23 protein-coding genes are annotated in these 24,494 nt (G+C 57.0%); 18 read left to right on the top strand and 5 right to left on the bottom strand.

Translation table 11 applies throughout. The features are described from left to right. Window positions 1-41: 41 nt before the first annotated feature. From ASE11_RS13605 to ASE11_RS13575, 7 genes are all read left to right on the top strand, one after another. Complete coding sequence (locus ASE11_RS13605; protein WP_082585739.1) at window positions 42-1,001, top strand: NAD(P)-dependent oxidoreductase; 960 nt, start codon at window positions 42-44, stop codon at window positions 999-1,001. Continuing rightward, window positions 998-1,312, top strand: a complete 315-nt coding sequence (locus ASE11_RS13600) for an NIPSNAP family protein (protein WP_056272322.1) — start codon at window positions 998-1,000, stop codon at window positions 1,310-1,312. Before ASE11_RS13605 ends, ASE11_RS13600 begins: the two co-directional genes overlap by 4 nt. A 13-nt stretch (window positions 1,313-1,325) precedes the next feature. Continuing rightward, window positions 1,326-2,246 carry a VOC family protein gene (locus ASE11_RS13595; RefSeq protein ID WP_056272318.1) on the top strand — a complete coding sequence of 307 codons (921 nt, stop codon included), beginning with the start codon at window positions 1,326-1,328 and terminating at the stop codon, window positions 2,244-2,246. Beyond that, window positions 2,246-2,623 (top strand): YciI family protein, encoded by a 378-nt coding sequence (locus ASE11_RS13590; RefSeq protein ID WP_056272314.1) that lies wholly within the window; start codon window positions 2,246-2,248, stop codon window positions 2,621-2,623. Before ASE11_RS13595 ends, ASE11_RS13590 begins: the two co-directional genes overlap by 1 nt. Before the next feature lie 111 nt (window positions 2,624-2,734). After that, window positions 2,735-3,688: a fumarylacetoacetate hydrolase family protein gene (locus ASE11_RS13585; RefSeq protein ID WP_056272309.1), complete on the top strand. Its 954-nt coding sequence runs from the start codon at window positions 2,735-2,737 to the stop codon at window positions 3,686-3,688. Between the two features lie 31 nt (window positions 3,689-3,719). Beyond that, complete coding sequence (locus ASE11_RS13580; RefSeq protein WP_056272305.1) at window positions 3,720-4,889, top strand: ABC transporter substrate-binding protein; 1,170 nt, start codon at window positions 3,720-3,722, stop codon at window positions 4,887-4,889. A 185-nt stretch (window positions 4,890-5,074) separates the two neighbouring features. Beyond that, on the top strand, window positions 5,075-6,088 hold the full coding sequence (locus tag ASE11_RS13575; protein ID WP_082585738.1) for an ABC transporter substrate-binding protein: 1,014 nt from the start codon (window positions 5,075-5,077) through the stop codon (window positions 6,086-6,088). 190 nt (window positions 6,089-6,278) lie between these two features. On the opposite strand, the gene ASE11_RS13570 is transcribed toward ASE11_RS13575, so the two are convergent. After that, window positions 6,279-7,553: a citrate/2-methylcitrate synthase gene (locus ASE11_RS13570; protein ID WP_156406356.1), complete on the bottom strand. Its 1,275-nt coding sequence runs from the start codon at window positions 7,551-7,553 to the stop codon at window positions 6,279-6,281. 64 nt (window positions 7,554-7,617) lie between these two features. Between ASE11_RS13570 and ASE11_RS13565 the strand changes: the two genes are divergently transcribed. The 5 genes from ASE11_RS13565 to ASE11_RS13545 all read left to right on the top strand — a co-directional run bounded on the left by ASE11_RS13565 (window position 7,618) and on the right by ASE11_RS13545 (window position 14,432). Next, complete coding sequence (locus tag ASE11_RS13565) at window positions 7,618-8,619, top strand: Bug family tripartite tricarboxylate transporter substrate binding protein (RefSeq protein WP_082585737.1); 1,002 nt, start codon at window positions 7,618-7,620, stop codon at window positions 8,617-8,619. Next, on the top strand, window positions 8,619-10,448 hold the full coding sequence (locus tag ASE11_RS13560; protein WP_056272295.1) for a thiamine pyrophosphate-binding protein: 1,830 nt from the start codon (window positions 8,619-8,621) through the stop codon (window positions 10,446-10,448). The genes ASE11_RS13565 and ASE11_RS13560 overlap by 1 nt, the downstream gene beginning before the upstream one ends. Then, entirely contained in the window at window positions 10,449-11,984 is a 1,536-nt protein-coding gene (locus ASE11_RS13555; protein ID WP_082585736.1) for an aldehyde dehydrogenase family protein, read from the top strand. It begins immediately after the preceding gene. A 131-nt stretch (window positions 11,985-12,115) separates the two neighbouring features. Further along, window positions 12,116-13,435 (top strand): Rieske 2Fe-2S domain-containing protein, encoded by a 1,320-nt coding sequence (locus ASE11_RS13550; protein ID WP_056274095.1) that lies wholly within the window; start codon window positions 12,116-12,118, stop codon window positions 13,433-13,435. 7 nt (window positions 13,436-13,442) lie between these two features. Beyond that, window positions 13,443-14,432 carry an ABC transporter substrate-binding protein gene (locus ASE11_RS13545; protein ID WP_056272292.1) on the top strand — a complete coding sequence of 330 codons (990 nt, stop codon included), beginning with the start codon at window positions 13,443-13,445 and terminating at the stop codon, window positions 14,430-14,432. Here ASE11_RS13545 and ASE11_RS13540 read toward each other — a convergent pair. From ASE11_RS13540 to ASE11_RS13530, 3 genes are read right to left on the bottom strand one after another with little or no spacing between them, the layout of a single operon-like run. Further along, complete coding sequence (locus ASE11_RS13540; RefSeq protein ID WP_056272290.1) at window positions 14,425-14,937, bottom strand: MarR family winged helix-turn-helix transcriptional regulator; 513 nt, start codon at window positions 14,935-14,937, stop codon at window positions 14,425-14,427. The genes ASE11_RS13545 and ASE11_RS13540 overlap by 8 nt on opposite strands. Further along, complete coding sequence (locus ASE11_RS13535) at window positions 14,930-16,156, bottom strand: Gfo/Idh/MocA family protein (RefSeq protein WP_056272287.1); 1,227 nt, start codon at window positions 16,154-16,156, stop codon at window positions 14,930-14,932. The genes ASE11_RS13540 and ASE11_RS13535 overlap by 8 nt, the downstream gene beginning before the upstream one ends. Further along, entirely contained in the window at window positions 16,153-17,121 is a 969-nt protein-coding gene (locus ASE11_RS13530; RefSeq protein WP_056272285.1) for a PDR/VanB family oxidoreductase, read from the bottom strand. The genes ASE11_RS13535 and ASE11_RS13530 overlap by 4 nt, the downstream gene beginning before the upstream one ends. A 725-nt stretch (window positions 17,122-17,846) precedes the next feature. Here ASE11_RS13530 and ASE11_RS13525 point away from each other — a divergent pair. From ASE11_RS13525 to ASE11_RS13500, 6 genes are all read left to right on the top strand, one after another. Next, the gene (locus ASE11_RS13525) at window positions 17,847-18,821 is read left to right on the top strand and encodes a Bug family tripartite tricarboxylate transporter substrate binding protein (protein ID WP_056272282.1); all 975 of its coding nucleotides are present in this window, start codon (window positions 17,847-17,849) and stop codon (window positions 18,819-18,821) included. Window positions 18,822-18,857: 36 nt separating this feature from the next. Continuing rightward, entirely contained in the window at window positions 18,858-19,589 is a 732-nt protein-coding gene (locus ASE11_RS13520; protein ID WP_056272279.1) for a sulfite exporter TauE/SafE family protein, read from the top strand. 5 nt (window positions 19,590-19,594) lie between these two features. Then, window positions 19,595-20,074, top strand: a complete 480-nt coding sequence (locus ASE11_RS13515; protein WP_056272275.1) for a bacteriohemerythrin — start codon at window positions 19,595-19,597, stop codon at window positions 20,072-20,074. Then, complete coding sequence (gene nadC / locus ASE11_RS13510) at window positions 20,052-20,957, top strand: carboxylating nicotinate-nucleotide diphosphorylase (RefSeq protein WP_235501328.1); 906 nt, start codon at window positions 20,052-20,054, stop codon at window positions 20,955-20,957. Before ASE11_RS13515 ends, nadC begins: the two co-directional genes overlap by 23 nt. Window position 20,958: 1 nt before the next feature. Continuing rightward, entirely contained in the window at window positions 20,959-21,891 is a 933-nt protein-coding gene (locus tag ASE11_RS13505) for a LysR family transcriptional regulator (protein ID WP_056272272.1), read from the top strand. A gap of 326 nt (window positions 21,892-22,217) precedes the next feature. Next, window positions 22,218-22,556, top strand: a complete 339-nt coding sequence (locus ASE11_RS13500; RefSeq protein WP_056272269.1) for a hypothetical protein — start codon at window positions 22,218-22,220, stop codon at window positions 22,554-22,556. A gap of 903 nt (window positions 22,557-23,459) precedes the next feature. On the opposite strand, the gene ASE11_RS25905 is transcribed toward ASE11_RS13500, so the two are convergent. After that, a complete protein-coding gene (locus ASE11_RS25905) occupies window positions 23,460-24,272 on the bottom strand; it encodes a hypothetical protein (RefSeq protein ID WP_156406354.1) in 813 nt (270 codons plus the stop codon). Between the last annotated feature and the right edge of the window lie 222 nt (window positions 24,273-24,494).

Genomic DNA, 24,494 nt, shown 5'->3' with positions numbered 1-24,494 from the left:
ATGTATAAATTCAAATTATCCGTTCGTATTATCGAATCAGTATGGACCCATGCGAAGCGACTGCCGAAAATACCGACACAAACAGGAGACAAAGTGTGAGTGAACTCGTCGTCGGCATGATTGGCATCGGCCAGCTTGGCCTCCCCATCGCCGCCAACCTCATCAGTGCCGGATTTAAGGTCGTTGGCTTCCGGCGCAACGACCGCGCGGCCTTTGTCGCTCAAGGCGGTCAGGCCATGGAGAGTCCGTCGGACGTGGCGAAGGCGGCCGACGTGCTGTTGCTGTGTTTGCCCGGTGAATCGGCGCAATTGGATGTTCTGGACGGCCCCCAGGGCGTGCTGGCTGCGTTGGCGCCAGGGAAAACCGTGATCGAGTTGGGCACTTACACCCGTGAGTTCAAACAGGCCCAGGCATTGCGCATTGAAGCCACCGGAGCTCAGGTTCTGGAGGTCGAGGTTTCTGGATCTCCCGCGTTGGTCACCCAGCGCAAGGCGGCGCTGTACATCGGAGGTCATGCCAGCGTGCTGGATGGGTGCTCCAAGGTCCTTGAAGGCATCACGGACAGTCGATTCCACATAGGCCCCTTTGGCTCTGCAGTGGCCGTGAAGCTCATTGCCAACTACCTGCTCACCATCCACACGCTCGCGGCCGCCGAGGCCGTAAACATGGGGCGTCGAGCGGGTTTTGATCCCAAGCAACTGGTGGAAGTCTTGAGGCAGGGCGCGGGCGGATCAACCATGCTGACAGTGCGTGGACCCATGATGGCGGAGGGTACCTTTTCGCCGGCACCCGGTCCGTTCAAGACATTGGAAAAGTACCTGGACATGGGTGCCAACCTGGCTGACGAGTTGGGATGTGCAACTCCTTTGTTCAGCGCCGCGCTGCCGTATTTCCGCAGAGCACTCGAAGGTGGCATGGAGGATCTTGATATCTCTGCCGTCATCCAGCTCATCGAGGCCGACTCCGTCGCCAAACCAACCAACCAGGTCGAACAGAAATGATCGTCGAGCAGCGCATCTACACCCTCAAGCCAGGCTCCCTCCACGAGTTCCTGAGCGTCTATCAGCAAGAGGGCCTCGCCCTACAAACTGAAGCATTGGGCCGTCTCCTGGGCTACTTTGTGGCAGAGGTGGGGGAGCTCAATCGCGTGGTTCAGCTTTGGGGGTTCGATTCCTTTGAGGACCGTCAAACCCGCCGCGCTGCGCTCTCGGCAAACCCGGCGTGGCGAGCATTCCTTGGCAAGGTCGTGTCGTTCGTGGTCGAGCAAGAGAACCAGTTGCTCACACCTGCTGCCTTCTCGCCTATTCGTTGAGGAAGTTCACAAGATGATTCGCTCTTTGTTGCACGTTGGCATGACCGTGCCGGATCTGGAGGTTGGCCGTGCCTTCTATGACCTCTTTGGTCTGGAGACCCGATCCGCCGGAGACGACCTGGTGTTCCGCTGTGAGGGACGGGCGCAGGATCAGCTGAGGCTGATTGAAGGTCCTCGCAAGAAGCTGTCCTATGTGTCCCTGGGTACGAACGCCGACGGCATGAGGGCCATCATCGGCAACCTGGAGCGCGCAGGTGTGCCTCTGGTTGCAAGCCCTTTCAAGTTTGGGGATGGCATCTGGTTCCAGGATCCCCACGGTGACTGGGTAAATGTGCAGATCGCGGAGCCAGCGCCCTCGCTGTTGCCAAATCCGCCGGAGATCAATGCGCCCGGAAACTATAGGCGTTCGGGTCGCGCATGCGATGTGAGCAGCCTTGGAAAGAAGGCGCGTCCTCGGCGACTGGGACACCTCATCAAGTTCACGCCAGATGTCGATCGCTCTGTCGGGTTCTACTGCCAGCTGTTGGGTATGAAGGTGTCCGATCGCGCGCACGACATTCTTGCGTTCCTGCGAGGCGGCGCAGGTGGCGATCACCACATGCTGGCATTCGCCAAGAGCAGCCATACCGGGTTGCACCACCTGAGCTTCGAGGTCTCAGACATCGACGAAATCGAACTGGGTGCGCAGACCTTGCTGCGCGCGGGCTACAAGGATGGTTTTGGCTTGGGGCGTCACGTGGGCGGCTCCAACTACTTTCACTACATCCGCGACCCGTGGAACAGTCTTGCTGAGTATTTCTGGGATATTGATGTGATCCCCGAGGATGACAGCGCCTGGGTTCCGATGAACGTGGGACCGGAACAAATCACTGCAGTCTGGGCCCAGACCCCACCACCGCCTGAGTTTGTTCAGAACTTCGAGGAGCGTGATTGATGGACCTGACGCCCATTGCGCAGGACATGCTGCGCGCCATGCTCAACAAGCCGCTGTTTGTCGCGCTGCGCAACCCGGCCGATCTGACCAAATCTGCAGCGCTGCTGGAGGCGCATTTGGAGTGGGCCGTCGCCGCAGAGCGACGCGGTGAGCTCTTCGCGTCGGGTCCCTTCATCGCGGAAGGTGCACCCCCAGGTTCGCTGGGGGGCATGACGATCGTGCGCGCGGCATCACTCGCGGAAGCAAGAAAAATTCTCGAGCAAGACCCGTTCGTGCGCGAGGGCGTGGTCAGCATCGACCTTCGCAAATGGTCACTGATGGAAGGAGGTATCACCTTGTCGATGCGCTTCTCAGACCAGACGGCTCGCCTGATGTGATCAGCACCGCCTGACACCGTCTTCCTGGACGGCCCAAACCCCATAAAGCCGATTCACTTTGGGTGCCCGTTGGCACCCGGGGGATGGCTTTGTCCAAATAAAAGGAGCACCTTGAAATACCAATTGTTTTCCTACATGAGCGGTGAGGCCGCCAAAGCGGGCATTCTCATTGACGGCCATTGGTTTGACCTGGATGCCGCAGCGCAGGTTGTTCAAGAGAACAGCTTGATTGGTCGCTCTGTCGACGACCTTCTGGGCACTTGGTCCGCCGCACAGAAGGGCCTTCGGCAAATCGCGAAGGGCGTTCAGGCTGGTCTGGCGGTATTTGCTGGCGCGCAGCTGAAGGCTTCCGATCTTGAGCTGCGAGCTCCGCTGACAAGACCCGGCGTCATGTATTGCGCCGGGGCCAACTACCGTGATCACGTTGAGGCCATGAGCAAAGCCTTCAACATGAAACTGGTGCTGGACCCGAAGGCGGAGGGTGTGGAGCCATGGCATTTTCTCAAGCCTGGCCCGGCGACCGTGGTGGGCGATAAGGCGCGTGTCCCATTTCCAAAGCACACGGAGAAGCTCGATTGGGAAGCGGAATTGGCCGTTGTCATCGGAGCGCGGGCACGCAACGTTTCAGTTGAAAGAGCACTCGAATTCGTGGCTGGCTACACCTGTGCCAACGACCTGTCCGCACGGGACAACCTGGTGCGGGCTTCGGTGGATCCAAGCTCCCCATTCCGGTTCGACTGGATTGGCCACAAGTGCTTTTCCGGTTCTTGCCCGCTCGGTCCAGTGCTCACGCCCGCAGAGTTTGTCGACTCACCGGAGACGTTGGACATCAGTCTGACGATCAACGGAGAGATTCGCCAGAACTCCAACACAAGCAACCACCTGTACAGCGTGGCTGACCAGATCGCCTACCTCAGCACGCGGGTCGAGCTTTTCCCTGGCGATGTGATTCTCACGGGAACGCCTGCCGGGGTCGGAATGGAGACCGGGACATTTCTGCAACGCGGAGATGTCATGAAGGTCCGAATTGAAGGTCTTGGCGAGCTCGAGACCACCGTCATCTAAATCACTTTATTGGTTCTACAAGGAGACAATCATGAAACGAATCTTTGCCATAACAGCGATGAGCGCATCCCTCATCTCTCTGAGTTCGGTGGCGAAAGCCGAGGTGAAGGTGGGCTTCCTCGGCACGCTGAGCGGGCCCTCTGCGGAAGTCGGCCGCGACCAGATCGACGGCTTCATGTTGGCGTTGGAACACCTTGATGGCAAGTTGGGGGGTGTCAAAGCGACCGTGATTCGCGAGGACGATCAACAGAAGCCTGAGGTTGCACTCGGTGCGCTTGCAAAGCTGCTGGAAAAAGAAAAAGTCGACGTTGTAACCGGCCTCACGTTCGCAAACATCCTCATGGCACTTCAGAGCCGCATCGCGGCAACCGATGTTCCGTTCGTTGGATCTGTTGCAGGACCATCGCCAACCGCAGGTGCCCAATGCAAGCCCAACCTTTTCGTTACCTCCTGGCAGAGCGATGTCCCAGCCGAGGCGATGGGCAAGTATCTGCAGGACAAGGGCATCAAGCGCTTGAGCACTCTCACACCCAATTTCGTGGGCGGAAAAGACAAGATTTCAGGCCTCAAGCGGTTCTACAAGGGCGAGATCGTGGACGAGATCTACACCCCGCTGAACCAGCTCGACTTTTCTGCAGAACTCACCCAGCTCAACGCGAGCAAGCCGGACGCAGCATTTGCTTTCTACCCGGGTGCCCTTGGTGTGACTTTCGTGCGTCAGTTTCAACAGGCTGGCCTCCTTGGGAAAATGCCCTTGGCAACGACCAACACCATTGAAGGAACGGCCATCGATGCGATGGGGGCGGCCACCATTGGGGCCACTGTCGCGGACACCTGGACGCCAGGCATGCCCAATCCGGAGTCGCGCCGATTCGTCGCAGCGTTCGAGAAGAAGTTCAACCGCATGCCCTCCGCGTACGCCGCGTTCAGCTACGACGCAGCCATGCTGCTTGATGCCGCCGTCAAGACAACGGGCGGCAAAACCGATGACCGCAAAGCGTTGTCCAAGGCGATTGCCTCGGCGAAGTTCAAGTCGCTTCGCGGCGATTTCCGCTTTGGCCCAAACAACTACCCGGTCCAGAGCTACCACGTTTTCCAGATGGTGGCCGGGGCTGCGGGCAAGCCCGAGTTCAAGCTGGTTGCCGAAAACGTTTTGAAGTCTCACGCCGACTCCTACGTTGCGCAATGCCCCCTCAAGTGAGGTTGCTTGTGTTCGCCTTCTAGCGAGGTGCGAATGTTCCCTGCACCTTGATCGTCGGAGCTGCTCGATCAAGGCTTTTTTCAATACATGGAGACAAAAATGAAACTGCGAGTTCTGTTCACCCTTGGCCTGCTGGATGCGGCAGCGCCTGCTGCAGGCGCTCATTCCTCTGTTGGCCATTCATCATGAAACGAAGGACAGCAATCGCATTCGCACTGGCAATGCTCGTCGCCGGCTGCGCGGGGCTTCCGGCGCCAGTGCCTGCAACACCGGAGCCGCTACGCGTCATCGTGTTCCCTGGTGGGTTCAATTGGCCCATCTGGGTAGCTCAGCAACGCGGTTATTTTGGCCAGCAAGGTTTGGCGGTACAGGTAACGCCAACGCCAAACTCGACTTTCCAGCTCAAAGGCCTGATCCAAGGGGACTTCGATCTCGCCATGACCGCCATCGACAACGTCATCGCTTACCGTGAAGGACAGGGTGAAGCGGGAATTGATGGACCAGACCTTGTCGCAGTGATGGGGGCGGACAACGGGTTTCTTCGTCTGGTGGGCGCACCAGACATTGCCAGCATCGCAGATTTGCGTGGCAAGACGCTTTCAGTGGACGCGTTGACTACCGGCTATGCGTTCGTGCTTCTCGAAATGCTCGACCGAAACGGACTCAAGCTGGACCGTGACTATCGAACCGAGCGTGCGGGCGGCGTGTCGCAACGCTACCAGGCGCTTCTACAGCGTAAGCATGCGGGAACGATGCTGATCACGCCGTTTGATGTCAATGCCGCGGAGCAGGGGTTCAAGACGCTGGGACGCGCCAATGAAGTGTTGGGCGAGTATCAGGGCTTGGTCGCTGCTGTGCGGCAGGGTTGGGCACGCGAAAATCCACGCCGTGTTTCTGCCTACATCCGTGCATTCACTGATTCGGTGGAGTGGCTGTACGACCCCAAGAACAAGGACGAGGCGATTCGTATCTACCTGGCCAATATGCCGCAAGGCACAAGTGCCCAGTCCGCCGAGGTTGCCTATCGTGTTCTGTTGGATGCCAAGGATGGTTTTTACCGACAAGGCCGATTGAACATGCAAGGTGTCGAAAAGGTTGTGCAACTGCGAGCGAAGTTCGGCCCACAAGGAAAGACGCTGAGGCCAGCAGCGGCGTATGTGGACAACTCGTTTCTCAATGCAGCGATGAAACGACGGTAATTGCCAAAGGGACTGGCTTCTGCTGATCGCACCGGGGGGGCGCGGGGCATCACTAAGAATGCGGAAACGCTTCCTGAGTGACGTGCGGCCTGCGTGCAGGAGTTTGCCTTCCAGACACTATTGCTGCGGGGATTTCTCAGAGGGTTCAGCGGACCGTCGGTACGGTGCGTTCTTTTGTGCCCGGTGGGATTCAAATCTTCGATGAATACTTCGCTCGCGGACGGAGCATCGTGTTTGAAAGTCGCTGCTCAAGAATATGTGCGACCCATCCAGCTGTGCGTGCCAGCACGAAAAGTGCCGAGGGGGCGCCGTCAGGAAGCCCCATGGATTTGCATGCCAGAACGACAGCAAGTTCGTGTCTTGGCTGCATGCCGTATTCCATGCGAAGGTGGTCCACGAGAGCCAATGCGTGCTTGACGGGCGATGGACGTGAAGATCGTTGCCTCACCAAGTCCATCAGCACTGTCGCTCTTGGATCACCCGCTGGGTACAGAGGGTGATTGAAGCCGGGTAGCTGTTGCCCCGAGGAGAGAGTTCTCCGGGCCTTGGAAATCAGTGCCGGGCTGCTTTTCGCAGACTTTTGAAATTCGTCCAGCCACTCGTAGCGTTGCGCAATCTCCGTGCCCGAGCTTGCAGCAATGGCTGCTGCTATGCAACTGTTTACAGAGGCTCCGGCGGAGGCCGCAATTCGCGCCGCAAAGGTTCCGGGGGACAGCTCATGGTCCGCGAGCAGCACCAAAATTGCGTCCAGCAGTCGACGGTCTTCTTGGCTGACCGGCTTGCTCATCGCCACGAGCAGACTATGTGAGACGCTGCGTCCGCCTTTTGCCTCTTCATATCGGCCGCCTTCTCCCAAAAAACCAAAGCAGCCGATGAGTCCGTGGACAACTCCTCGAGCGGCATCGAAGGGACGGCCAGAGCGCAAACGATCTTTCAGCGGACCTCGGCCGATGGCAAGCTGCATAGCGACCAGCGAAAGAATCTCGATCAATTGGTGGCGCGCATCCTCTGCGGGAATGGATCGCAACAATGCTTTGTCTCTTGGCGTAATGGGTGATGCCTTCCACAGGAGATCGGTCTCGTGCCAAAGACCTGTCCACAGAAGCTCTGCAACTTGTTCGAACGTCGCGCCTTTCAGGGCGAGATCGGTCGCGAGCTGTCCACGATAGCTGGGCCCCTGCGGCGTTATCTCCGTGATGCTCGTCGGAACGATGGGGGGGCCCAGATTCATTGCCGATGCAGCGACCGCCACTTGTCCCGCTTGCGCCATCGTTCGAAGGCGGATCCGCTGGACATCCTCTCGTGAGTACAGCTTCGCTCTCGTGCCTTTGCCCGAAAAACTGCGAACCATTCCTCTGCTGACATACGCGTACAGCGTTTGGATTTTTATGCCCAGCAGTTCGGTCGCCTCCTTGGCGCCCAGATAGTCTTTTTCTGGTTGCATAAACGTTGATTTGAGAATCAAGATTGATCAATCTAAACATCAAAGATAGCATGCCTTCTTCGTTTTTTCTTAGGAGACAAAGCAAATGGAGAATCAACACAAGATAAGTCGCCGAACTGTCTTGCAAGCTGCGGGCGTCACCGCCCTGGTCCCGACCTCTGCGCGAGCTCAAACGGTCTCTGCCGGAGCTTTTCCATCCAAGCAAGTACGCATCGTCGTGCCCTACACGCCTGGAGGTACGAACGATGTCATGGCGCGGGCCATTGCACAAAAGCTTCAGGAGATGTGGCCTCACCCGGTGATCGTTGAAAACAAGCCAGGCGCAGCGGGGAATATTGGCGCGTCCGATGTGGTGCGTGCCGAAGCAGACGGACACACCCTGTTGTTGACCAATATCAACATCAACTCGATGAACCCAGCCTTGATTGATCGCATGCCATTCGATCCACAAAAGGACTTGGCGCCCATTTCTCTGTTGGGAACGACTGCGCTTGCCCTGGTGGTCCACCCCAGCGTCCCGTCGAACAATACTCAGGAGCTCATCGCATATTTGAAGAAGCGACCTGGTCAGTTGAGCTACGCATCCAGTGGAAATGGGAGCCCTCAGCATTTGTCGGCTGAGATGTTCAAGGCCCTGACAGGCACCAGGGTCTTGCACATTCCTTACCGAGGTGCCGCACCTGGAGTGGCGGATGTCGTCGCAGGTCAATTGGAGATGACCGTTGGAGTCGTCAACCAACTGATCCCTCACATTCGATCCGGGCGGCTGAAGGCGATCGGAGTGACCAGCAAGAAGCGTCAACCCAGCCTGCCGGATGTGCCAACCCTTGATGAGTCTGGCGTGCCTGGCTATGAGAGCGAGATTTGGCTAGGGCTCTGTGCTCCAGCGGCAACGCCAGCACCGATCATTCGACAGATCAACGCAGCTGTCCAAAAGATTCTGACGATGCCCGACGTCGTAACACGTCTGAATGGACAGGGCTTGGAGGTGTTGACGAGTACACCCGATCAAATGCGCCAGCGTGCCGCCGACGACCTGGTTCGTTGGACCAAGATCATCAAGACTGCAGGCATCAAAGCGGAGTAATGAACGTGAAGCAGGAACATATTGAAGTGATCGACTCCCGACCGCGAAGGGACGAACCTGTGTCGCATCAACCGAATGGTGTGGCCTGGGGCAGCGACGCCATCGCCGACGTTGTGCGCGCTTTGGGAATACCGTATGTGCTGCTGAATCCGGGCGCAAGCTTTCGGGGTTTGCACGACAGCCTGGTCAATCATCTTGGCAACGCCGACCCGCAGATGATTCTGGTGCTGCACGAGGAGCACGCCGTGGCCATTGCGCATGGCTTTGCCAAAGTGACGGGGCAACCACTGGCCGCCATCTTGCACAGCAACGTCGGCCTGATGCACGGCTCCATGGCCATTTTCAACGCATGGGCGGACAGGACGCCCGTGATCGTTCTGGGTGCGACAGGACCAGTGGATGCAGCGCGCAGGAGGCCTTGGATCGATTGGCTGCACACGGCTGCGGATCAAGGCGCTCTGGTTCGACAGTTCGTCAAATGGGATGCGCAACCTGCTTCGGTTCCCGCTGCTCAAGAGGCATTGTTGAGGGCATACCAAATTGCTAATACGGCGCCCCGTGGTCCGGTGTACGTTTGCTTTGACGCCGCATTGCAGGAGTCGCGGTTGAACAGGAAGCCAGACGTGCCGGAGACATCACGCTATGCCCCTCCATCGCCCGTGGTACCCACAGCGCAATCTGTTCAACGTGCGACTCGACTCCTGTCTGAAGCGAAGCGGGTCGTGATTCTGGCTGGGCGGGTCTCCAGGTCAGAGCGGGCATGGCAAGAGCGCGTGAAGCTTGCAGAAGCGCTGGGTGCTCGGGTCGTCACGGATCTCAAACTGGGTGCGGCGTTCCCGACGGCGCACCCCTTGCACGCTGGGCCTTCTGGAATGTTCCTTTCGCCTGCGAGTGCAGAGGTGCTTCGGTCGGCCGATGTTGTGTTGAGCCTAGATTGGCTTGATCTGGCGGGTACATTGAAACAGGCGTGGGGCGAAGAGCATGCTGCCTGCCAAGTCATACAGATCTCTGTCGACCATCACATTCACAACGGTTGGAGCATGGACCACCAAGCTTTGCCACCAGCAGACGTGTTTTTTCCTTGCGAACCTGACACCGTCGTACCGCTGCTGCTGGAGGCGTTGGAGGGTGCTGCCACGCTCGGCCAAAATGCAGCGCCAGCGGTCGAGGGTGTTCACCCGCTGGCTGTCTCTGCATCCGATGGAGACGGCCCTTTGATGGTCAAGGACGTGGCTGCCATATTGAGGCGGGTCACTCAAGGAGAGCGCGTCTCCTTGCTCCGGCTTCCCCTCAGCTGGTCGGGCGAGATGTGGGACCTGGACAGTCCTCTGGACTTTTTGGGTTACGACGGCGGCGGCGGTATTGGGTCAGGTCCGGGCATGATCGTTGGCAGTGCACTTGCTTTAAAAGGTACCGATCGATTGCCGATAGGCATCATTGGTGATGGCGACTTCCTCATGGGCGTATCTGCTTTCTGGACAGCAGCGCACGCCAGAATTCCTCTGCTTGCCGTGGTGGTGAACAACCGGTCGTTCTTCAACGACGAGCTTCACCAGGAGCGGGTCGCAAAAGAGCGCGAACGGCCGGTGGAGAACCGGTGGATCGGCCAAAGAATTGACGACCCCGCACCCGACCTCGCCATGATGGCGCGGGCTCAAGGGCTGACCGCGTTTGGCCCAGTGACGAGCGCGAGCGAACTGGAACAAGTCTTGACGCAAGCTATCCAGGCATTGAAGACCGGAGCATCCGTGGTGGTCGAGGCGATTGTGGCTCCCGGGTACGCACCCGCGATGTCCCAGGGCATGACGCGATCACATGGAGACGAATAAATGACCAAGTTCGACGACGCTTTGAAGAGCCTTGGCCCACAAGAACTGCAGAAGCAGGACTTGACGGGCTTGGTCGATGCCGCTCTGCCGACCAAAACCGGTCATTACTGGGACGGGAAATGGCAGAACGGAAGTGGAACCACAGTGGCCACGAGCATCAACCCCAGCACCGAGGAGGACCTTCGTACTTACTCGGTCGCGTCAGTTGGCGATGTCGAGTTTGCCATCGCATCGGCCAGGAAGGCCTTTCCCGCTTGGGAAGAGACCCCGCCTTTGACCCGTGGGAAGTTGATGCGCAAAGCAGCAGACATCATTCGATCTCATGCGCTTGAGCTTGCACTGGTGGACGCCGCCGATTGTGGAAACCCGGTGAACGCCATGCAAATGGACGCTGAGATTGCGGCGACCCAGCTGGAGTACTTCGCTGGGTTGGTACTGGAAAACAAGGGTGAGACCATCCCCACTGGCAATGAGTCGTTGAACTACACATTGAGAGAGCCGCTTGGGGTCGTTGCTCGCATCTTTCCGTTCAATCACCCATTCATGTTCGCCGCAGGGAAAATGGCAGCACCACTGGCAGCCGGCAATACCGTGCTGCTGAAGCCGCCCGAACAGGCACCACTTTCAACACTGCGGTTGATGGAACTGCTGGACGGTGTGTTTCCCCCTGGCGTGTTGAACTGTGTGGTGGGTGGACGGGAGGTGGGAGCGACGCTCGCGCAGCATGCTGACGTGGATGCCGTCGGACTGATTGGCAGTGTTCAGGCGGGAAAAGCTGTCCTGCGTTCTTCTGCCGACACCATGAAACACTGCCTCTTGGAGCTAGGTGGAAAAAATGCCATGGTGATCTATCCGGACGCGGACCTGGAAGAGGCTGTGTACGGCGCGGTGCGTGGCATGAACTTCACCTGGTGTGGGCAATCCTGCGGATCGACGAGCAGGCTCCTCATCCATGACAGTGTTTACGAGAAATTTCTGGAGGCGCTGTCGGTCGAACTCACCAAGCGGCACAAGCCTGGAATTGCGACGCACATGCAGACAACAATGGGTGCGTTGGTCGATAAGGCGCAGTACGCGAAAAGCTTGCTCTACATTGCCAAGGGACGCAGCGAAGGGGCGCGCGTTCTGCACGGGGGCGGACGACCGGCCGATCTGGAGCGTGGCTATTTCATTGAGCCCACCGTCCTTTGCGACGTACTGCCCCATCACACTGTGGCGCGCGAAGAGATCTTCGGGCCCGTGCTTTCCGCTATGAAGTGGAGCCGCGAAGACGAGATGATGGCGATTGTCAATGGTGTTGAGTTTGGCCTGACCGCGTCCATCTGGACCCGGGACCTTGTCACGGCTCACCGGGCAGCCAAGAAGATCCAGGCTGGGTATATCTGGATCAATGATGCTTCCATTCATATTCCTGGTGCGCCCTTCGGCGGGTACAAGAGCTCGGGCATCGGCCGCGAGGAATGTCTTCAGGAACTGCATGAATTTTCACAGACCAAGAATGTGAACGTGTCTTTGCGCAACCGACGTCGTGTGTGAAGCAATGCACTCCTGGTAGACGCCCGCGAGGTGCTTGCAAAACGCGTTGGTTGGCAATATACTTAGACGACTAACCAAATGCGATCCAGAGTAACTTGACTCTGGTCGCGTATTCCTCAAGAGGCATGCACATGATCACTCCCGAAGAGAACGAACTGCTTTGTCGTGTTGTTGGCGATGCTCCCATGGGCCAGTTGATGAGGCGCCATTGGACCCCGGTGTGTCTGATCGAAGAAGTTTCAGAACCTGACGGGCCGCCGATCAAAGCGCGTGTGTACGGCGAAGATCTGGTGGTGTTTCGAGATACGGACGGCAACGTGGGAGTTCTCGACGAAAAGTGCCCGCACAGGCGTGTCTCCCTGGTCTACGGCCGCAACGAAGAGGGTGGCCTTCGGTGCCTGTACCACGGCTGGAAGATGGACGTCGCAGGCAACGTTCTCGAGATGGTGTCAGAGCCGGCAGCGAGCGGATTCGCTGAGAAGGTGAAGCACAAGGCATATCCCGTGAGGGAATGGGGTGGTTTTGTTTGGTCCTGGTTTGGACCATCGGAGAGCGTTCCCGAATTCGCGCCACCGCCATGGGCGCCGACGCAAGACACTCGGGTGTCAATCGCAAAGGTCATTCTTCCTTGCAACTGGGCTCAGATTCTTGAGGGAGCTATCGACTCGGCTCACAGCTCCAGTTTGCATTCGTCGGATATGGTCCCCGCTCGCGTCTCCGGTGCTGCGGCTACCGACAAAGCCTGGTTGCGCCCTTCGACGGACAAGGCGCCGCGCATGCAGGTGCAGCGATCTGGCTACGGTTTCCGTTACGCGGCGATCCGCAGGCCCATTCAGAATGCCAGCTCACACGACTACGTGCGCTCCACGGTTTTCGTTGCGCCCGCGTCTGCGCTCATCCCCCCCAACAACTTGTACAACGTGGCGAACGTGAACGTCCCGATGGACGACACCAACACCGCCTTCTACTTTTTGGCTTGGGGGCACCCTGCTCAAACGCCCGAGACCGAAACCTGGCGAAAATTCCTCGGTCAGACAGTGGGGGTTGATCTCGACGACAGGTACCGCCCGTTGCGCAACGAAGAAAACCGCTTCTGGCAGGACCGGCAAGCCATGAAGGCCGGAAACTTTACCGGCATTAAAGGCTTTCCCAATCAGGACGTAGCGATGTGGGTGACGATGGGTCCCATTGCCGACCGCACCAACGACCGGTTGGGTGCCAGTGACATTGCCGTGGTGGAATTTCGCAAGCAGATGCTGGATGCGGTTCGTGCTTTCCAAAATGGTGAGCCGGCAATTGGAACCGGTGACGCTGCTATCCCGGCCAGCGTCTGTTCATTCCAGGCAGTGGTGCCAAAGACGACTGACTGGCGAGAATACGCTGCAACTTATGTGTGGGCGGACGGCATTGAACGTCCCGAACTCGAACCTTCTTATTCTGTCAATACCTGAGTCCACCATGAGCAAGCTTCAACTCTCGGTCGCAATGGGCGACTACGACCGTACTCGCGCTTTGCTGGATGGGCGAGTTCAGATCGACGGCGTCGACCCCGTCTTCATGAATCTGAACCCGGAAGAAATGTTCTTCCGGGCCATGCGAAGTCAAGATTTCGACATATCGGAACTGTCGTTCTCGAGCTATGCCGTCAAAACCGCGAAGGGTGATTGCCCCTACGTTGCCATTCCCGTGTTCTTGTCGAGAGCCTTTCGGCACACATCGATTTATGTGCGAAAGGACAGAATCAAGCGTCCTGAAGAACTTAAAGGTAAGCGTATCGGGCTGCCTGAGTACCAGTTGAGTGCGAACGTGTGGGCTAGAGCGCTCTTGCAGGATGACTATGGCGTCGCACCAGAGGACGTGACATGGGTGCGAGGGGGTATCGAAACCGCAGGCCGGCCAGAAAAAATTGCGCTGTCTCTTCCTGCCGGCGTGAAACTGGAAAGCGCTAGGGAAGGCACGACCATTTCTGAGCTTCTGGATCTTGGTGAAATTGATGGGTTCATGGCTCCGAGGCCTCCCAGTGCCAAGGTGCTCGCCAATCCCAACGTGGGTTGGCTTTTCGATGATCCAACCTCTGTGGCGAAAGATTATTTCCGTCGCACCGGAATCTTCCCCATCATGCATGTGGTGGGTATCAGAAAGAACCTGGCGGAACAGCATCCGTGGCTACCGGGCGCTGTGTACAAAGCATTCACTCACGCAAAAGCAGCGGCTCTGGAGGCGTTGTCGGATACATCTGCAACGAAGGTCACTCTTCCTTTTGTGGAAGAGCAATTGAAAGCGGCTCGCGAAACGATGGGCAACGACTACTGGTCCTATGGCGTGACAAAGAACAAAGCCACCATTGATACCTTCCTGCGTCACCACCACTCGCAAGGCCTCTCGGCGCGGCGGTTGGCAGTAGAAGAGATTTTCCACCCGGCTACGTACGAAACCTACGCTATTTGACGTTTGGAACTTGCGGGTCGGAGGAGGCGGCCTCATCGGCGGCCAGATTTTCGATCATTGAAAGAAGGCATTTCCGCACGATGGCAAGTGAACGGTCGGATAAACCTTGAACGCTGACGCCATTGACCTCCTCGGCCAGCGGCACCAGCGCTTTTTCAAGCGATCGTCCTGCAGGCAGCAAAAAAACATGCATGTTCTTTCTGTTGCCAGCCAACTGCCGTCGCTCGATCAAGCCCATGCTCTCCATGGCTTTGACTGCGCTAAACGTGGTGGGCTCCATGACGCCAGCCAAGTCGCTCAGCTCGCGCTGCGTCAACCCGTCTTGTATCCAGAGAATTCGTAAAAAGGTCCAGTGCCCAAACGATACCCCGTGGGTGGCCAGGCGCAGTTGCAGGGCCCGCATCTGCGCACGGGAGACATCTCGAATCAAGTGTGCCAAGCGGTCTTGCGGAACTGCTTCGCGCCAGTGTCGCAATAGATGTCGTGTGTGTTCTGTGTCAGGCATGTGGAGGTGGAAGATAGCCAACTTGAAGCTTCGGCATGATATCCACTGATCGACGACTGGACTCGAGCATGGCGAGGCAAACCTCCAGAGTCGCCCGAGACCATGGTCCGCTGTGGAGCGGAGCCCGTCCTTCGCGCGCAACGCCCCACAGTTCGTCCACCACTTCACCTCTGGGAACCGGTGGAACAGTTGCTTTGACTAGTCGAGAGCCGGATTTGTCGAACACATGAACGCCGCTGGGTGTCAGCCGCAGGTCACCGCCTTCGCAGCTCACGAGCACCGGGCCGAAATGCTGACAAGCTTCGGGGCTTGTTTCCGGAGGAGCCGTATACAGACTGCCGCCGAAATTCCGCTCCGCCTTCAGTATCGCCTCTTGAAGTTCGTCCTCAACTTTTGCGAGCCGTTGCTTCGTCTGGTGATGAGCACCAGGGTCCTTCGGCCGACCCATCTCGCCAATGCCATCCATGAGCGCGTCCGTGTCGTAGAAGCCGTAGCCGTTGTAGGTCACGCTCGCAAAGGCCCCATTGGCGAAGTTCAGCAGTGCGGAGAACGCACCCTCCGTCGGTCTTGCGGAATCCCACGCTCCCGTTACTGCTCTCACCTGCGTGGTTAGTCCGCCTGCCAGCAGTCGGACAACATCAATCTGGTGCGCAGCTTGGCTGAACACAACTCCGCCTCCGCGTGAGGTATCTAGCTCTTCAGGACGCCTCGGCCGATACAGGAAATCGGTGTACTGCATCGCATGCACGAGGCGAGCCTCGCCAAATTCACCCGAATCGATCATTCGGCGGGCCAGGAGCACTGGCGCATTAAAACTGTGGCTGTGGCCGATGATCAGTTGCACACCTGATTGCTGACAGGCCTCAATCATGCGGGTGCAGTCATCGATATCGATTGCCATGGGCTTCTCGACCAATGCGGATTTTCCGAGGCTGGCAGCGAGCGCCACATGCTCTGCATGCATTTGATGCGGGGTCGCGATGTATACCCACTCGACACTTGAGTCTGCACACAGCGCCTCGGGCGATTGATGCGCGGTCCCGCCGAACGTCTGTTCAAACGCGGTGCGAGCTCCTGGCCTTGGATCAAATGCCGCAACGAGCTTGACCCGTCGATCTCCAAGGAATGTCGGAAGCATCAATGTGAAGGCTCTGCCCAGTCCGAGTACACCAAGCCGAATGGGTGCGGAAGAACCTGACGGTGACCGTGCGTTGTTCATAGATCCAGCAACAAGGTAGAGGACTTGGCTCTTGAGACGCAGACCATGATGTGATCCGACTTCTCCTCTTCCAGCAATACAAGATCTCGATGATCGGCTTCTCCCTGGAGGAGCCGTGTCTTGCACGAGCCACAAGTACCGCTTTCACAAGAGCTGGGAACGTGAATCCCATCAGCGCGTAGCGTGTCGAGAATGGACTTTCCTACCGGTACTGTGAATTTCTGGCCACTGCTTTTAAGTTCCACCTCAAACGGCTGGTCATCGGCGTGGGGCTTCGTGTCCCCACCAAAACTTTCGGAGTGTACGGTGCTGCTGGGCCAATGACCCGTCATGTCCTTGATGGCATCCATCAGTGGCTTAGGACCACAGAAATAAACATGGCGGCCCGTCGCTGCTCCTGCTTTCTCCAGCACCGGCCAAAGATCGAACGCATTGGCCGGATCTCCAAGGTCGTGGTGCACCACGACACTGGAAGAAAAGTCTGCGCCTCGCAACTCTTCAAGGAAGGCGGTTCCTGCGGGGTCTCGTGTCAGGTAGTAAAGCTTGAAGGGGCGATCCCCCTGCGTACTGAGATGCCGCGCCATGGCCATCATGGGCGTGATGCCAATTCCGCCCGCGATCAGCACGAAGCTGCGCGCCTTGGGATCCAGCTCGAAAAGATTCTCGGGGAGACCCACCTCCACGGTGTGACCGATCTTGACGGTATCAACCAAGCTCCTTGAACCGCCTCTGCCATCGTGTTCGCGCTTTACGGCAATGACATAGCGGTGGCGCTCTTCAGGGTCGTTGCTCAAGGAATATTGTCGAATGACGCCAATTGGCGTCTTGATGCGTATGTGTGACCCAGCTGTGAAGGGGGGAAGGGACTCCCCGTTGGGATGAACAAGTTCAAAGCGTTGGATGTCTCGAGCAGCCGGCGCAGCACTCGCGACCACGAGGTTTACAAAAACAGGATCGGATGACATGGGTATTCCTTGAGTTTTCCCTCTCGGCACAAGGAGGGATTTCGGTGCCAACAAGTGTTAGCAGGCTTGCGAGGATGCATTATCTTAGGTGGCTAAGTAAAATGCAAGAGGTGCGCCAAGTCATCTCTCATGGCAGTTTTACGTGAGCGCGCTGCACGGGCAGGCCTGCCATCACGTCGCGCATTTGGGCGTAGGGATCATGACCATTCATTTTCGCCGTCTGCATCAAGTTCGTCACGGCCGCTACCCGCTGACCCGCGGGTCGCCCGAGCGCGATTCCCAGAAAACTTGGACGACCGCCTTGATTGTCTTGAAGTCGCCTGTGTCCATCTGTTGCGATGCCGTTTTGCCCATACATTCCGCAGCCATGCAGCCACGCCGCGTTGAGTGCGTCCGACAAAACCAAGCTGCTCGGAACGTTGACCAACTTGCGCGGGTTGCAGGTTACATACGCGCTTGGCACGACGGTCGAAACGCACGAGGCGCTCCCGCGAGCCAGATCATCGGCTTACTACGCACCCGGCTGACCAGCGGTGAGAAGAGGGTTTTCAGTGTTGACAACCATCAAGCGGTTTGCAAGAATGCACAAGCTTAGGCCTCTAAGTAAAATGCACGAGACGTTCAAGTCAGGTGCACGCAGACGATTCGTGACGGACTTGCCGGCGTCATGGGTCTTCCCTTCGATCCGGCTCGGTTCACGCCAAAACCACATCAGGAGACATCAAATGCAACGAAGAACCCTGGCAGCAACTGCAGCGCTTGCCTTTTGCCTGGCGCCCCTGACTTCGCTGGCCCAACAAGCCTACCCATCCAAGGCCGTGAAATTCATCGTGCCATATGCGCCTGGCGGTCTCCCTGATTCAGTCGCGCGAGTTGTGGCGAAGCAGCTTGGTGATCGACTGGGCCAGTCGGTCGTGGTCGATAACCGACCTGGCGGGAACGGGGTGGTCGCATACCAGACACTTCTGCAAAGCACGCCAGGTGACGGTCATGCTTTTATCGTTACGGACGGGTCCATGCTTTCCATCACACCCTTGATCAACAAATCAGCGACCTACCAAGTTGGCAAGGATATTTTTCCCGTCTCGATGATTGCTCGTTCCCCCTTGTTCGTCGTGGCTCACCCCAGAACGGGGGTGAATACATTTGCAGAGTTTGTGAGCTTGGTGAAAAGCAAGCCCGATCAGCTCACATACGGTTCATCAGGAATTGGAAGCACTCACCACTTGACGATGGAAGCGCTGAAGGCTGCATTGAACATCGACGTGCGTCATGTCCCGTACCGCGGGTCGGGTCAATCCACTCCCGCACTTGTTGGGGGCCAGGTTGACTTTTCCGTCGCTGCACTTCCTTCCGTTCTGGGCTTCATCAAGAGCAATCAGGTGCGACTGCTGGCAAGCAATGCGCCGAAACGCTCCCCTCAAGCTCCGGACGTGCCGGCCATCGCGGAAACGGTCCCGGGATTCGACTTTTCGGTCGTGGTCGGTGTACTTGCGGCACCTGGTACGCCACAGGCGGCCATCGATCGAATCAGCAAGGAGATAGCAGAGGTGGTGAAGTTGCCCGAAGTGGTGAAGACCTTCGAGGCCGCCGTGATTGAGCCGGTGGGTGCTGGGCCAGCAGAGTATGGGCGAGTGATTGCGCTTGAAAACGAGTTGATGTCCAAGGCTGGCAAAGCGGCGAACTTGAAGTCTGAATGACTCTCTGTGCACTAGGGCGCTGCGCGTGAGTCTCTGATGGTGCCCGACTACACCTGGCTACTCATTTTTGGCGCCTTTGTGCTGGGCGGTACTGTCAAGGGTGCGCTAGGCGTCGGGCTACCATTGGTGACAGTTCCGATGCTCTCACTGTGGCTGCCCATCGGTCAAGCAATCGGCTTGATGGTGATGCCAGTTCTGCTGTCGAACCTGATTCAATCGAGGGAAGGAGCTGGGCTACGAGGCAACTTGCGCCGCTTTGCAGGCATGATCGCAACGCAGTTTGTGGTCACAATCGTCGCGGTGAGATTGACCCTGGCAATGTCACCTTCGGAGCTTGAAACCATGGTGGCTGTTTCCCTGCTTATCGCAGTGGGGTTGATGGCCTTCACTCCACAATTCACAGTCCACCCGCGACACGAAGGCGCAGCTGGCATCGGAGTCGGAGCATTGTCGGGTTTGCTTGGAGGTATCTCCTCGCTGACGGGGCCGTTGGTGATCGCCTACCTCATGGCCCTGCGACTGAACAGGGAGGCCTTCGTAGGCAGCATCAGTGTCATTTACTTGTGCGGCGCCATCCCTCTGTATGCCGCCATGCTTTACTTTGGCCGTATCGGCCTTGGAGATATTGGACTTTCCATTCTTGCCTTGGCTCCGATGTGGGCTGGCCTCTTGATGGGAAGAGCGCTTCGAACCCGTGTCAATGAAGCATTTTTTCGAAAGCTTCTCCTGCTTTTCCTTACTGTGATTGCCATCCTCCTCCTGAGTTGAGCCACATGCAGACAGCCTCCCATCTATCCGCAATTCCACTGGTTTGGAATGATTCGCTGTTGTTGGGCTTCGACCCAATGGACGCTTCACATCGCGAATTTGTGGAGGTCGTGACCGCACTGATGAAGGCGAGTGATGACCAGCTCGGAGCGAGCCTTGAGCTGGTCGAACGGCACTTGCTTGAGCACTTCAATTCAGAAGACCGTTGGATGGCTGAAACCGATTACCCAGCGCGTGAATGCCATGTGAACGAACATGCTGCCGTACTCCGCTCTCTCAAACAAGTGAAGGAGCTTTGGTCAGGGGGCAATGCGGCAATCGTGCGCAGGTTCGGCAGCGAACTCTGCCAATGGTTTCCTGGACATGCCGACTACCTGGACTCAGCTCTTTCGCACTGGATGAGCAAGATACGCATGGGTGGGAAACCCGTTGTAGTTCGCCGCAAACTCTCTTTTGGAGAGCATTCAATTTCTGAAACCAAGTGAGGCATTCTTGCTAGATACAGCCAACGATATTTCCGCCCAAGTCCAATTCGATGTAGAACGCGCCTTGCAAGAGGACGTTGGCTCAGGCGACGTGACCGCAGCTCTCGTGCCAGAACTGCAAATGGTCACAGCCGCGATCATCTGCAGGGAAGAAGCAATCATTTGCGGTCGTCCGTGGGTAGATGAAATTCTGCGCCGGGTGGCGCCAACTTCGGTTGCTCAATGGTTCGTCGAAGATGGAGAGACCTGTACAGCTCGCCAGACAATCGTGGCCATATCCGGAGCCGCACGCGATCTGCTGACAGCAGAGCGAACGTGCCTCAACTTTCTCCAAACACTGAGCGCGGTGGCTACGAAGACCGCCAAGTATGTGGAAGCCGTCGCAGGTACCAATGCTGTGGTTCTCGACACACGAAAGACGATTCCTGGACTGCGAGTCGCGCAGAAGTACGCGGTGCGTTGTGGCGGCGGATCCAACCACAGAATGGGGCTCTATGACGCGATTCTCATCAAAGAGAACCACATCGCCGCTTGTGGAGGTCTGACGGCCGCCTATGCTGCGGCCAAGAAGCTTTCCGACAAGGTTTCCTTCATCCAGGTTGAGGTGGAGACATTGACGCAGCTCCAAGAGGCCATCGACGCCGGAGTCAACATGGTTTTGCTCGACAACATGTCGCTTGAGCAAACGAAAGAAGCAGTTGCTTTGGCAGCGGGACGATGCAGCTTGGAAGTCTCCGGAGGAGTTTCCCTTGGGACAATTCGCCAGTGCGCCGAGACGGGGGTGGATCGAATTTCCGTCGGGGCCCTGATCAAAGACATTACGGCCATCGATTTTTCGATGCGCTTCTCGGAGAGGCCTGTGGAGGCGCCGCGCGCGAAATGATGTGGAGGGAGTAGACCTCAACCTCCTGCGTGTGTTTGATGCCCTCATGGAGGACGGAAATCTGACTCGCGCAGGGTTTCGTCTGGGCCTGTCTCAGCCCGCAATGAGCCATTCACTGGCCAAGCTTCGAAAGATCACCGGGAACGCTCTTTTCGTTAGGGTGCCGAATGGGATGCAGCCAACAGATTTGGCTGTTTCGATGGCTCCCTCAGTGCGCGATGGTATCCAGTTACTTGAAAGTGCTCTTGAAACAAGAGCCGGATTTGATCCAAAGGCCTGCAAAAAAACCTTTCAAATACTGTTGAGCGACATTGGTGAGTTGGTTTACTTGCCACGTCTCATGAATCGACTTAGGGAGGAGGCGCCCGCCGTCAACGTAAGGGCGCTGGGGCTGCCTCGTGAGGCCTATGCGGAAGCATTCGTTCATGGGGAGGCTGATCTTGCCATTGGACACCTCCCGAGTCTTCGGGGTGGGTTCTATCAGCAGCGCTTGTTCTCGGACAGCTACGTTTGTCTGGTCCGTAAGGACCACCCTCGCATCAAGGGTCATCTGACAGCGTCTCAGTTCATTTCAGAGTCGCACCTTCTGATTGAACCCGGCGGATCTCCTACCAGATCTGCTTCACTACAAACATCGACCACGACATTGTTCGAGCACTACCTTGCTTCCCAAAATCTCACGCGCCGCATTGCGCTGAGAGTGCCTCACTTCACGGTCGTCTCTGACATCTTGCTCTCCACAGAGCTTTTGGCAACTTTGCCGAGCTACGTCGTGCGCCACACGCCACACCGCCCTGGACTCAAGATGTTGGAGCTACCGTTTGAAACACCGAACTTTGAGATCAAGCAGTTTTGGCACACCAGGAATCACGACGACATGGCCAACCGCTGGCTTCGTGGTGTGGTGATGAGCTTGTTTGGGGAAGCGGCTTAGGGGCATGCGTCGATGGACGGACGTCAAGTACTGAAGCCTTTGATCTGAAATTGTTGATGGCTGAGGGGGAGGGTGCTTCTCCACGGGTCCCGTGACGTACCTTCTCATGCAACACCAGCCGAGACTAGGACGCAGTGTTGAACGTTGTTGAACGAGATGGTGGGCTGAGGGGTTGTGAGCTGCATGGCCAGAGCGCAGGCAATGCAGCTCGAGGACGCGTGGTGCGTTCGACAACAACGCTCGCATGCGAATCCAGCGTGACCGTGATGTCGCTGATGCGGCCCTGGTTCACCTCAATGAAATCAGCCAGGCGTTTGAGGTCCTGGTTGGCACCTGCCACCGCGTGGCTCAAGAGCATCGTGACCGGGTCGTTGGCGATCGAGCGCACGCTGGGCACGCCGTCGTCGGAGGACGCCTACCAGCCCATGCCCTGGGAAGAGCGGGCGCTGGTGTTTGCCGTGCGGGAGCCGTTTCCGACACGGACCTCACAGACCACGCTGGTTTACGGGCGTGTGCAAGCTGGCGAGCCGCTCAAGGTCCGATCGCGCATGCCGGACAACGGCATCATCTTCTCGGACGGCATGGAGGCCGACTACCTCCAGTTCACAGCGGGGATGGAGGCTACGATCGCGCCCTCTGCAACGATTGGCCATCTGGTGATCTGAAATCGAGATCACCGGAAGAAACACTGCAATCGAGGGGGAGCTCGAGTAATGCGTCGCCAGCGACCGTTTCGTTCGCACACCAACCAATCGAAAGCAGCGCAATTGACGATCTCTATGCCCTTTGGGCTGGGGTGGCCCTAGAACGACCTATTGGGTCAGGCCTTCAGTCCACGACGGATGCGGTTGATACGCCTGAGTTCATACAGCAAAAAAATTTTTTCACTCGGTGCCAGCGACTGAGAGGCCCTCTGTGAGCACTTCCCGAAAAATTCAAGTGTCCCCGTTTTACTAACCCCAACTTACCGCACCTTCTGCACCGCAAACCACCGGCCGAGTGCATCGCCCACTCCACACGGGTGGGTAGTGGCGTTCATCGCAGCAGCGGCGATTTCTCCTTTGAAATCAAAGGTGAATGCGGATTGGTCTTCCAAAATCACATGTCCCGAACCTTCTTTGGTGAGATCTATTTGTATGTCCCAGTGGAAGTTTCTGAGCAGAAACAGGCCTCGCTACGCATCAAGTGTCCCCGTTTTACTAACCTCGAGTGCCCGCACCTTCTGAGCAGCAAATCATCGGCGAGCGCATCGTCCCATTTGTAGGTGGGATTACTGGACTTCACCGCAACATATGAAATTTTTCCTTATAAATCATAAGTAAATGCGGAGCGTTCTCCAGAATCACACACCCAGAACCTTCTCTTGCGGGGGGTCCTTTGCATGACCCCTTGGCAGTTTCTGAGCGGAAACAGTCCTCAACATGCATCAAGTGTCCCCGTTTTACTAACCTCGGTGACTTCAGCTGCATCCGACACCGACCACGTTCCTGGTGTTCCGCCCCAGCTGTAAAGCAGGCTACAGCTGGGGCGGACCTCGATCATTGCGAAAACCAAAAATTAGAACCGTTCTATACGAGCTTCCAGTCTATTCGTTCTGGCGTCCAAGCCGGCACGGTCAGCTCGTCTTCAGCAATCCAGCGTCCAGAATCGTTTTTTCTCCAAATCCAAAAATTGGCACCTGGCTTAAAAGCTTCTTTATATCGCTTGAGAATCGCTGGAGCATCTGTTATCAAGCGCATCTTGTCAAATCTAGCGGACCCATTTGTTGTCCTCAATGAGAGTAACGTTGAATAAACAAAGACATCCAAATCTCGCTCCCACTTGGGTGAGAGTTCAACCTCAATAGACACTTTCATTCCACAAGGGTAAAGCCAGACGGCATCAGGGTGCTTTACTGCACTTTGACTCTTTGTCCTCATTTCCTTCTCTGACCAGTAATCCAAGATCTCACCCGAGGCCAAGTGCTCTGCTGTGAAGCGTTGCACCATCTCGTTGTGCAGCAGAGTGTTCTGATTTATCCGGTCTGGACGATGCTCATATTGCATCGGTTCCGTCCGATTTATCTCAACCATATGCTTGCCATCGTGTGTCAACGTCAAAAACGACCCCGGCAGATATTTCTCGTTCCGCCGACTATTCGTCTTTGTGATGACTGCCAGCTTGTTCTTAACCAGGCGAGATGCCAGTCCTGATCTTTTAGATCCAACTAAGATTTCTAACGTTGTGGAGCTTGCCCATCCCCACCTGTACATCCAGCTTAATGCTGTTTGTGCCCTTTCTCTTCCTCTCTCAAGGGTTGTTTGCCCTTTTAGTCGTTCCCTTAAAACAGCTCTTGCAACTGACGTTCTGTTGAATTCTTCTTCCGGTTCTCTGATGTTCATAGTTCGTTAAATAGTGGGAGACATTGATTCCGCTAGCACTATGTCCCGCACTGGCCAAGTTGATTTGCACCCACTATGAGGAGCACTTGGACAGACTTTGGGATGTGTGCACGGGGGATATGTGCCCTGATGGCCACCCAAATTCCCCCGTCTATGGCCACCTCAAACTCCCCCACCTGAACTGATCGGGGATAGGGGTTTAACGCCGGCGTCGTCGGCACC

The organism is Hydrogenophaga sp. Root209 (genome assembly GCF_001428625.1).
In the GTDB taxonomy this organism is placed as follows: Bacteria; Pseudomonadota; Gammaproteobacteria; order Burkholderiales; family Burkholderiaceae_C; genus Hydrogenophaga.
The sequence above is the reverse complement of the archived record's forward strand: the minus strand, read 5'-3'. Positions and strand labels throughout refer to the sequence as shown.

What these genes read in the sequence shown, in the direction of transcription:
- ASE11_RS13605 (WP_082585739.1), top strand. Translation starts at nt 42, where the DNA reads ATGGACCCATGCGAAGCGACTGCCGAAAATACCGACACAAACAGGAGA.
- ASE11_RS13600 (WP_056272322.1), top strand. Translation starts at nt 998, where the DNA reads ATGATCGTCGAGCAGCGCATCTACACCCTCAAGCCAGGCTCCCTCCAC.
- ASE11_RS13595 (WP_056272318.1), top strand. Translation starts at nt 1,326, where the DNA reads ATGATTCGCTCTTTGTTGCACGTTGGCATGACCGTGCCGGATCTGGAG.
- ASE11_RS13590 (WP_056272314.1), top strand. Translation starts at nt 2,246, where the DNA reads ATGGACCTGACGCCCATTGCGCAGGACATGCTGCGCGCCATGCTCAAC.
- ASE11_RS13580 (WP_056272305.1), top strand. Translation starts at nt 3,720, where the DNA reads ATGAAACGAATCTTTGCCATAACAGCGATGAGCGCATCCCTCATCTCT.
- ASE11_RS13575 (WP_082585738.1), top strand. Translation starts at nt 5,075, where the DNA reads ATGAAACGAAGGACAGCAATCGCATTCGCACTGGCAATGCTCGTCGCC.
- ASE11_RS13565 (WP_082585737.1), top strand. Translation starts at nt 7,618, where the DNA reads ATGGAGAATCAACACAAGATAAGTCGCCGAACTGTCTTGCAAGCTGCG.
- ASE11_RS13560 (WP_056272295.1), top strand. Translation starts at nt 8,619, where the DNA reads ATGAACGTGAAGCAGGAACATATTGAAGTGATCGACTCCCGACCGCGA.
- ASE11_RS13555 (WP_082585736.1), top strand. Translation starts at nt 10,449, where the DNA reads ATGACCAAGTTCGACGACGCTTTGAAGAGCCTTGGCCCACAAGAACTG.
- ASE11_RS13550 (WP_056274095.1), top strand. Translation starts at nt 12,116, where the DNA reads ATGATCACTCCCGAAGAGAACGAACTGCTTTGTCGTGTTGTTGGCGAT.
- ASE11_RS13545 (WP_056272292.1), top strand. Translation starts at nt 13,443, where the DNA reads ATGAGCAAGCTTCAACTCTCGGTCGCAATGGGCGACTACGACCGTACT.
- ASE11_RS13540 (WP_056272290.1), bottom strand. Translation starts at nt 14,937, where the DNA reads ATGCCTGACACAGAACACACACGACATCTATTGCGACACTGGCGCGAA.
- ASE11_RS13535 (WP_056272287.1), bottom strand. Translation starts at nt 16,156, where the DNA reads ATGAACAACGCACGGTCACCGTCAGGTTCTTCCGCACCCATTCGGCTT.
- ASE11_RS13530 (WP_056272285.1), bottom strand. Translation starts at nt 17,121, where the DNA reads ATGTCATCCGATCCTGTTTTTGTAAACCTCGTGGTCGCGAGTGCTGCG.
- ASE11_RS13525 (WP_056272282.1), top strand. Translation starts at nt 17,847, where the DNA reads ATGCAACGAAGAACCCTGGCAGCAACTGCAGCGCTTGCCTTTTGCCTG.
- ASE11_RS13520 (WP_056272279.1), top strand. Translation starts at nt 18,858, where the DNA reads ATGGTGCCCGACTACACCTGGCTACTCATTTTTGGCGCCTTTGTGCTG.
- ASE11_RS13515 (WP_056272275.1), top strand. Translation starts at nt 19,595, where the DNA reads ATGCAGACAGCCTCCCATCTATCCGCAATTCCACTGGTTTGGAATGAT.
- ASE11_RS25905 (WP_156406354.1), bottom strand. Translation starts at nt 24,272, where the DNA reads ATGAACATCAGAGAACCGGAAGAAGAATTCAACAGAACGTCAGTTGCA.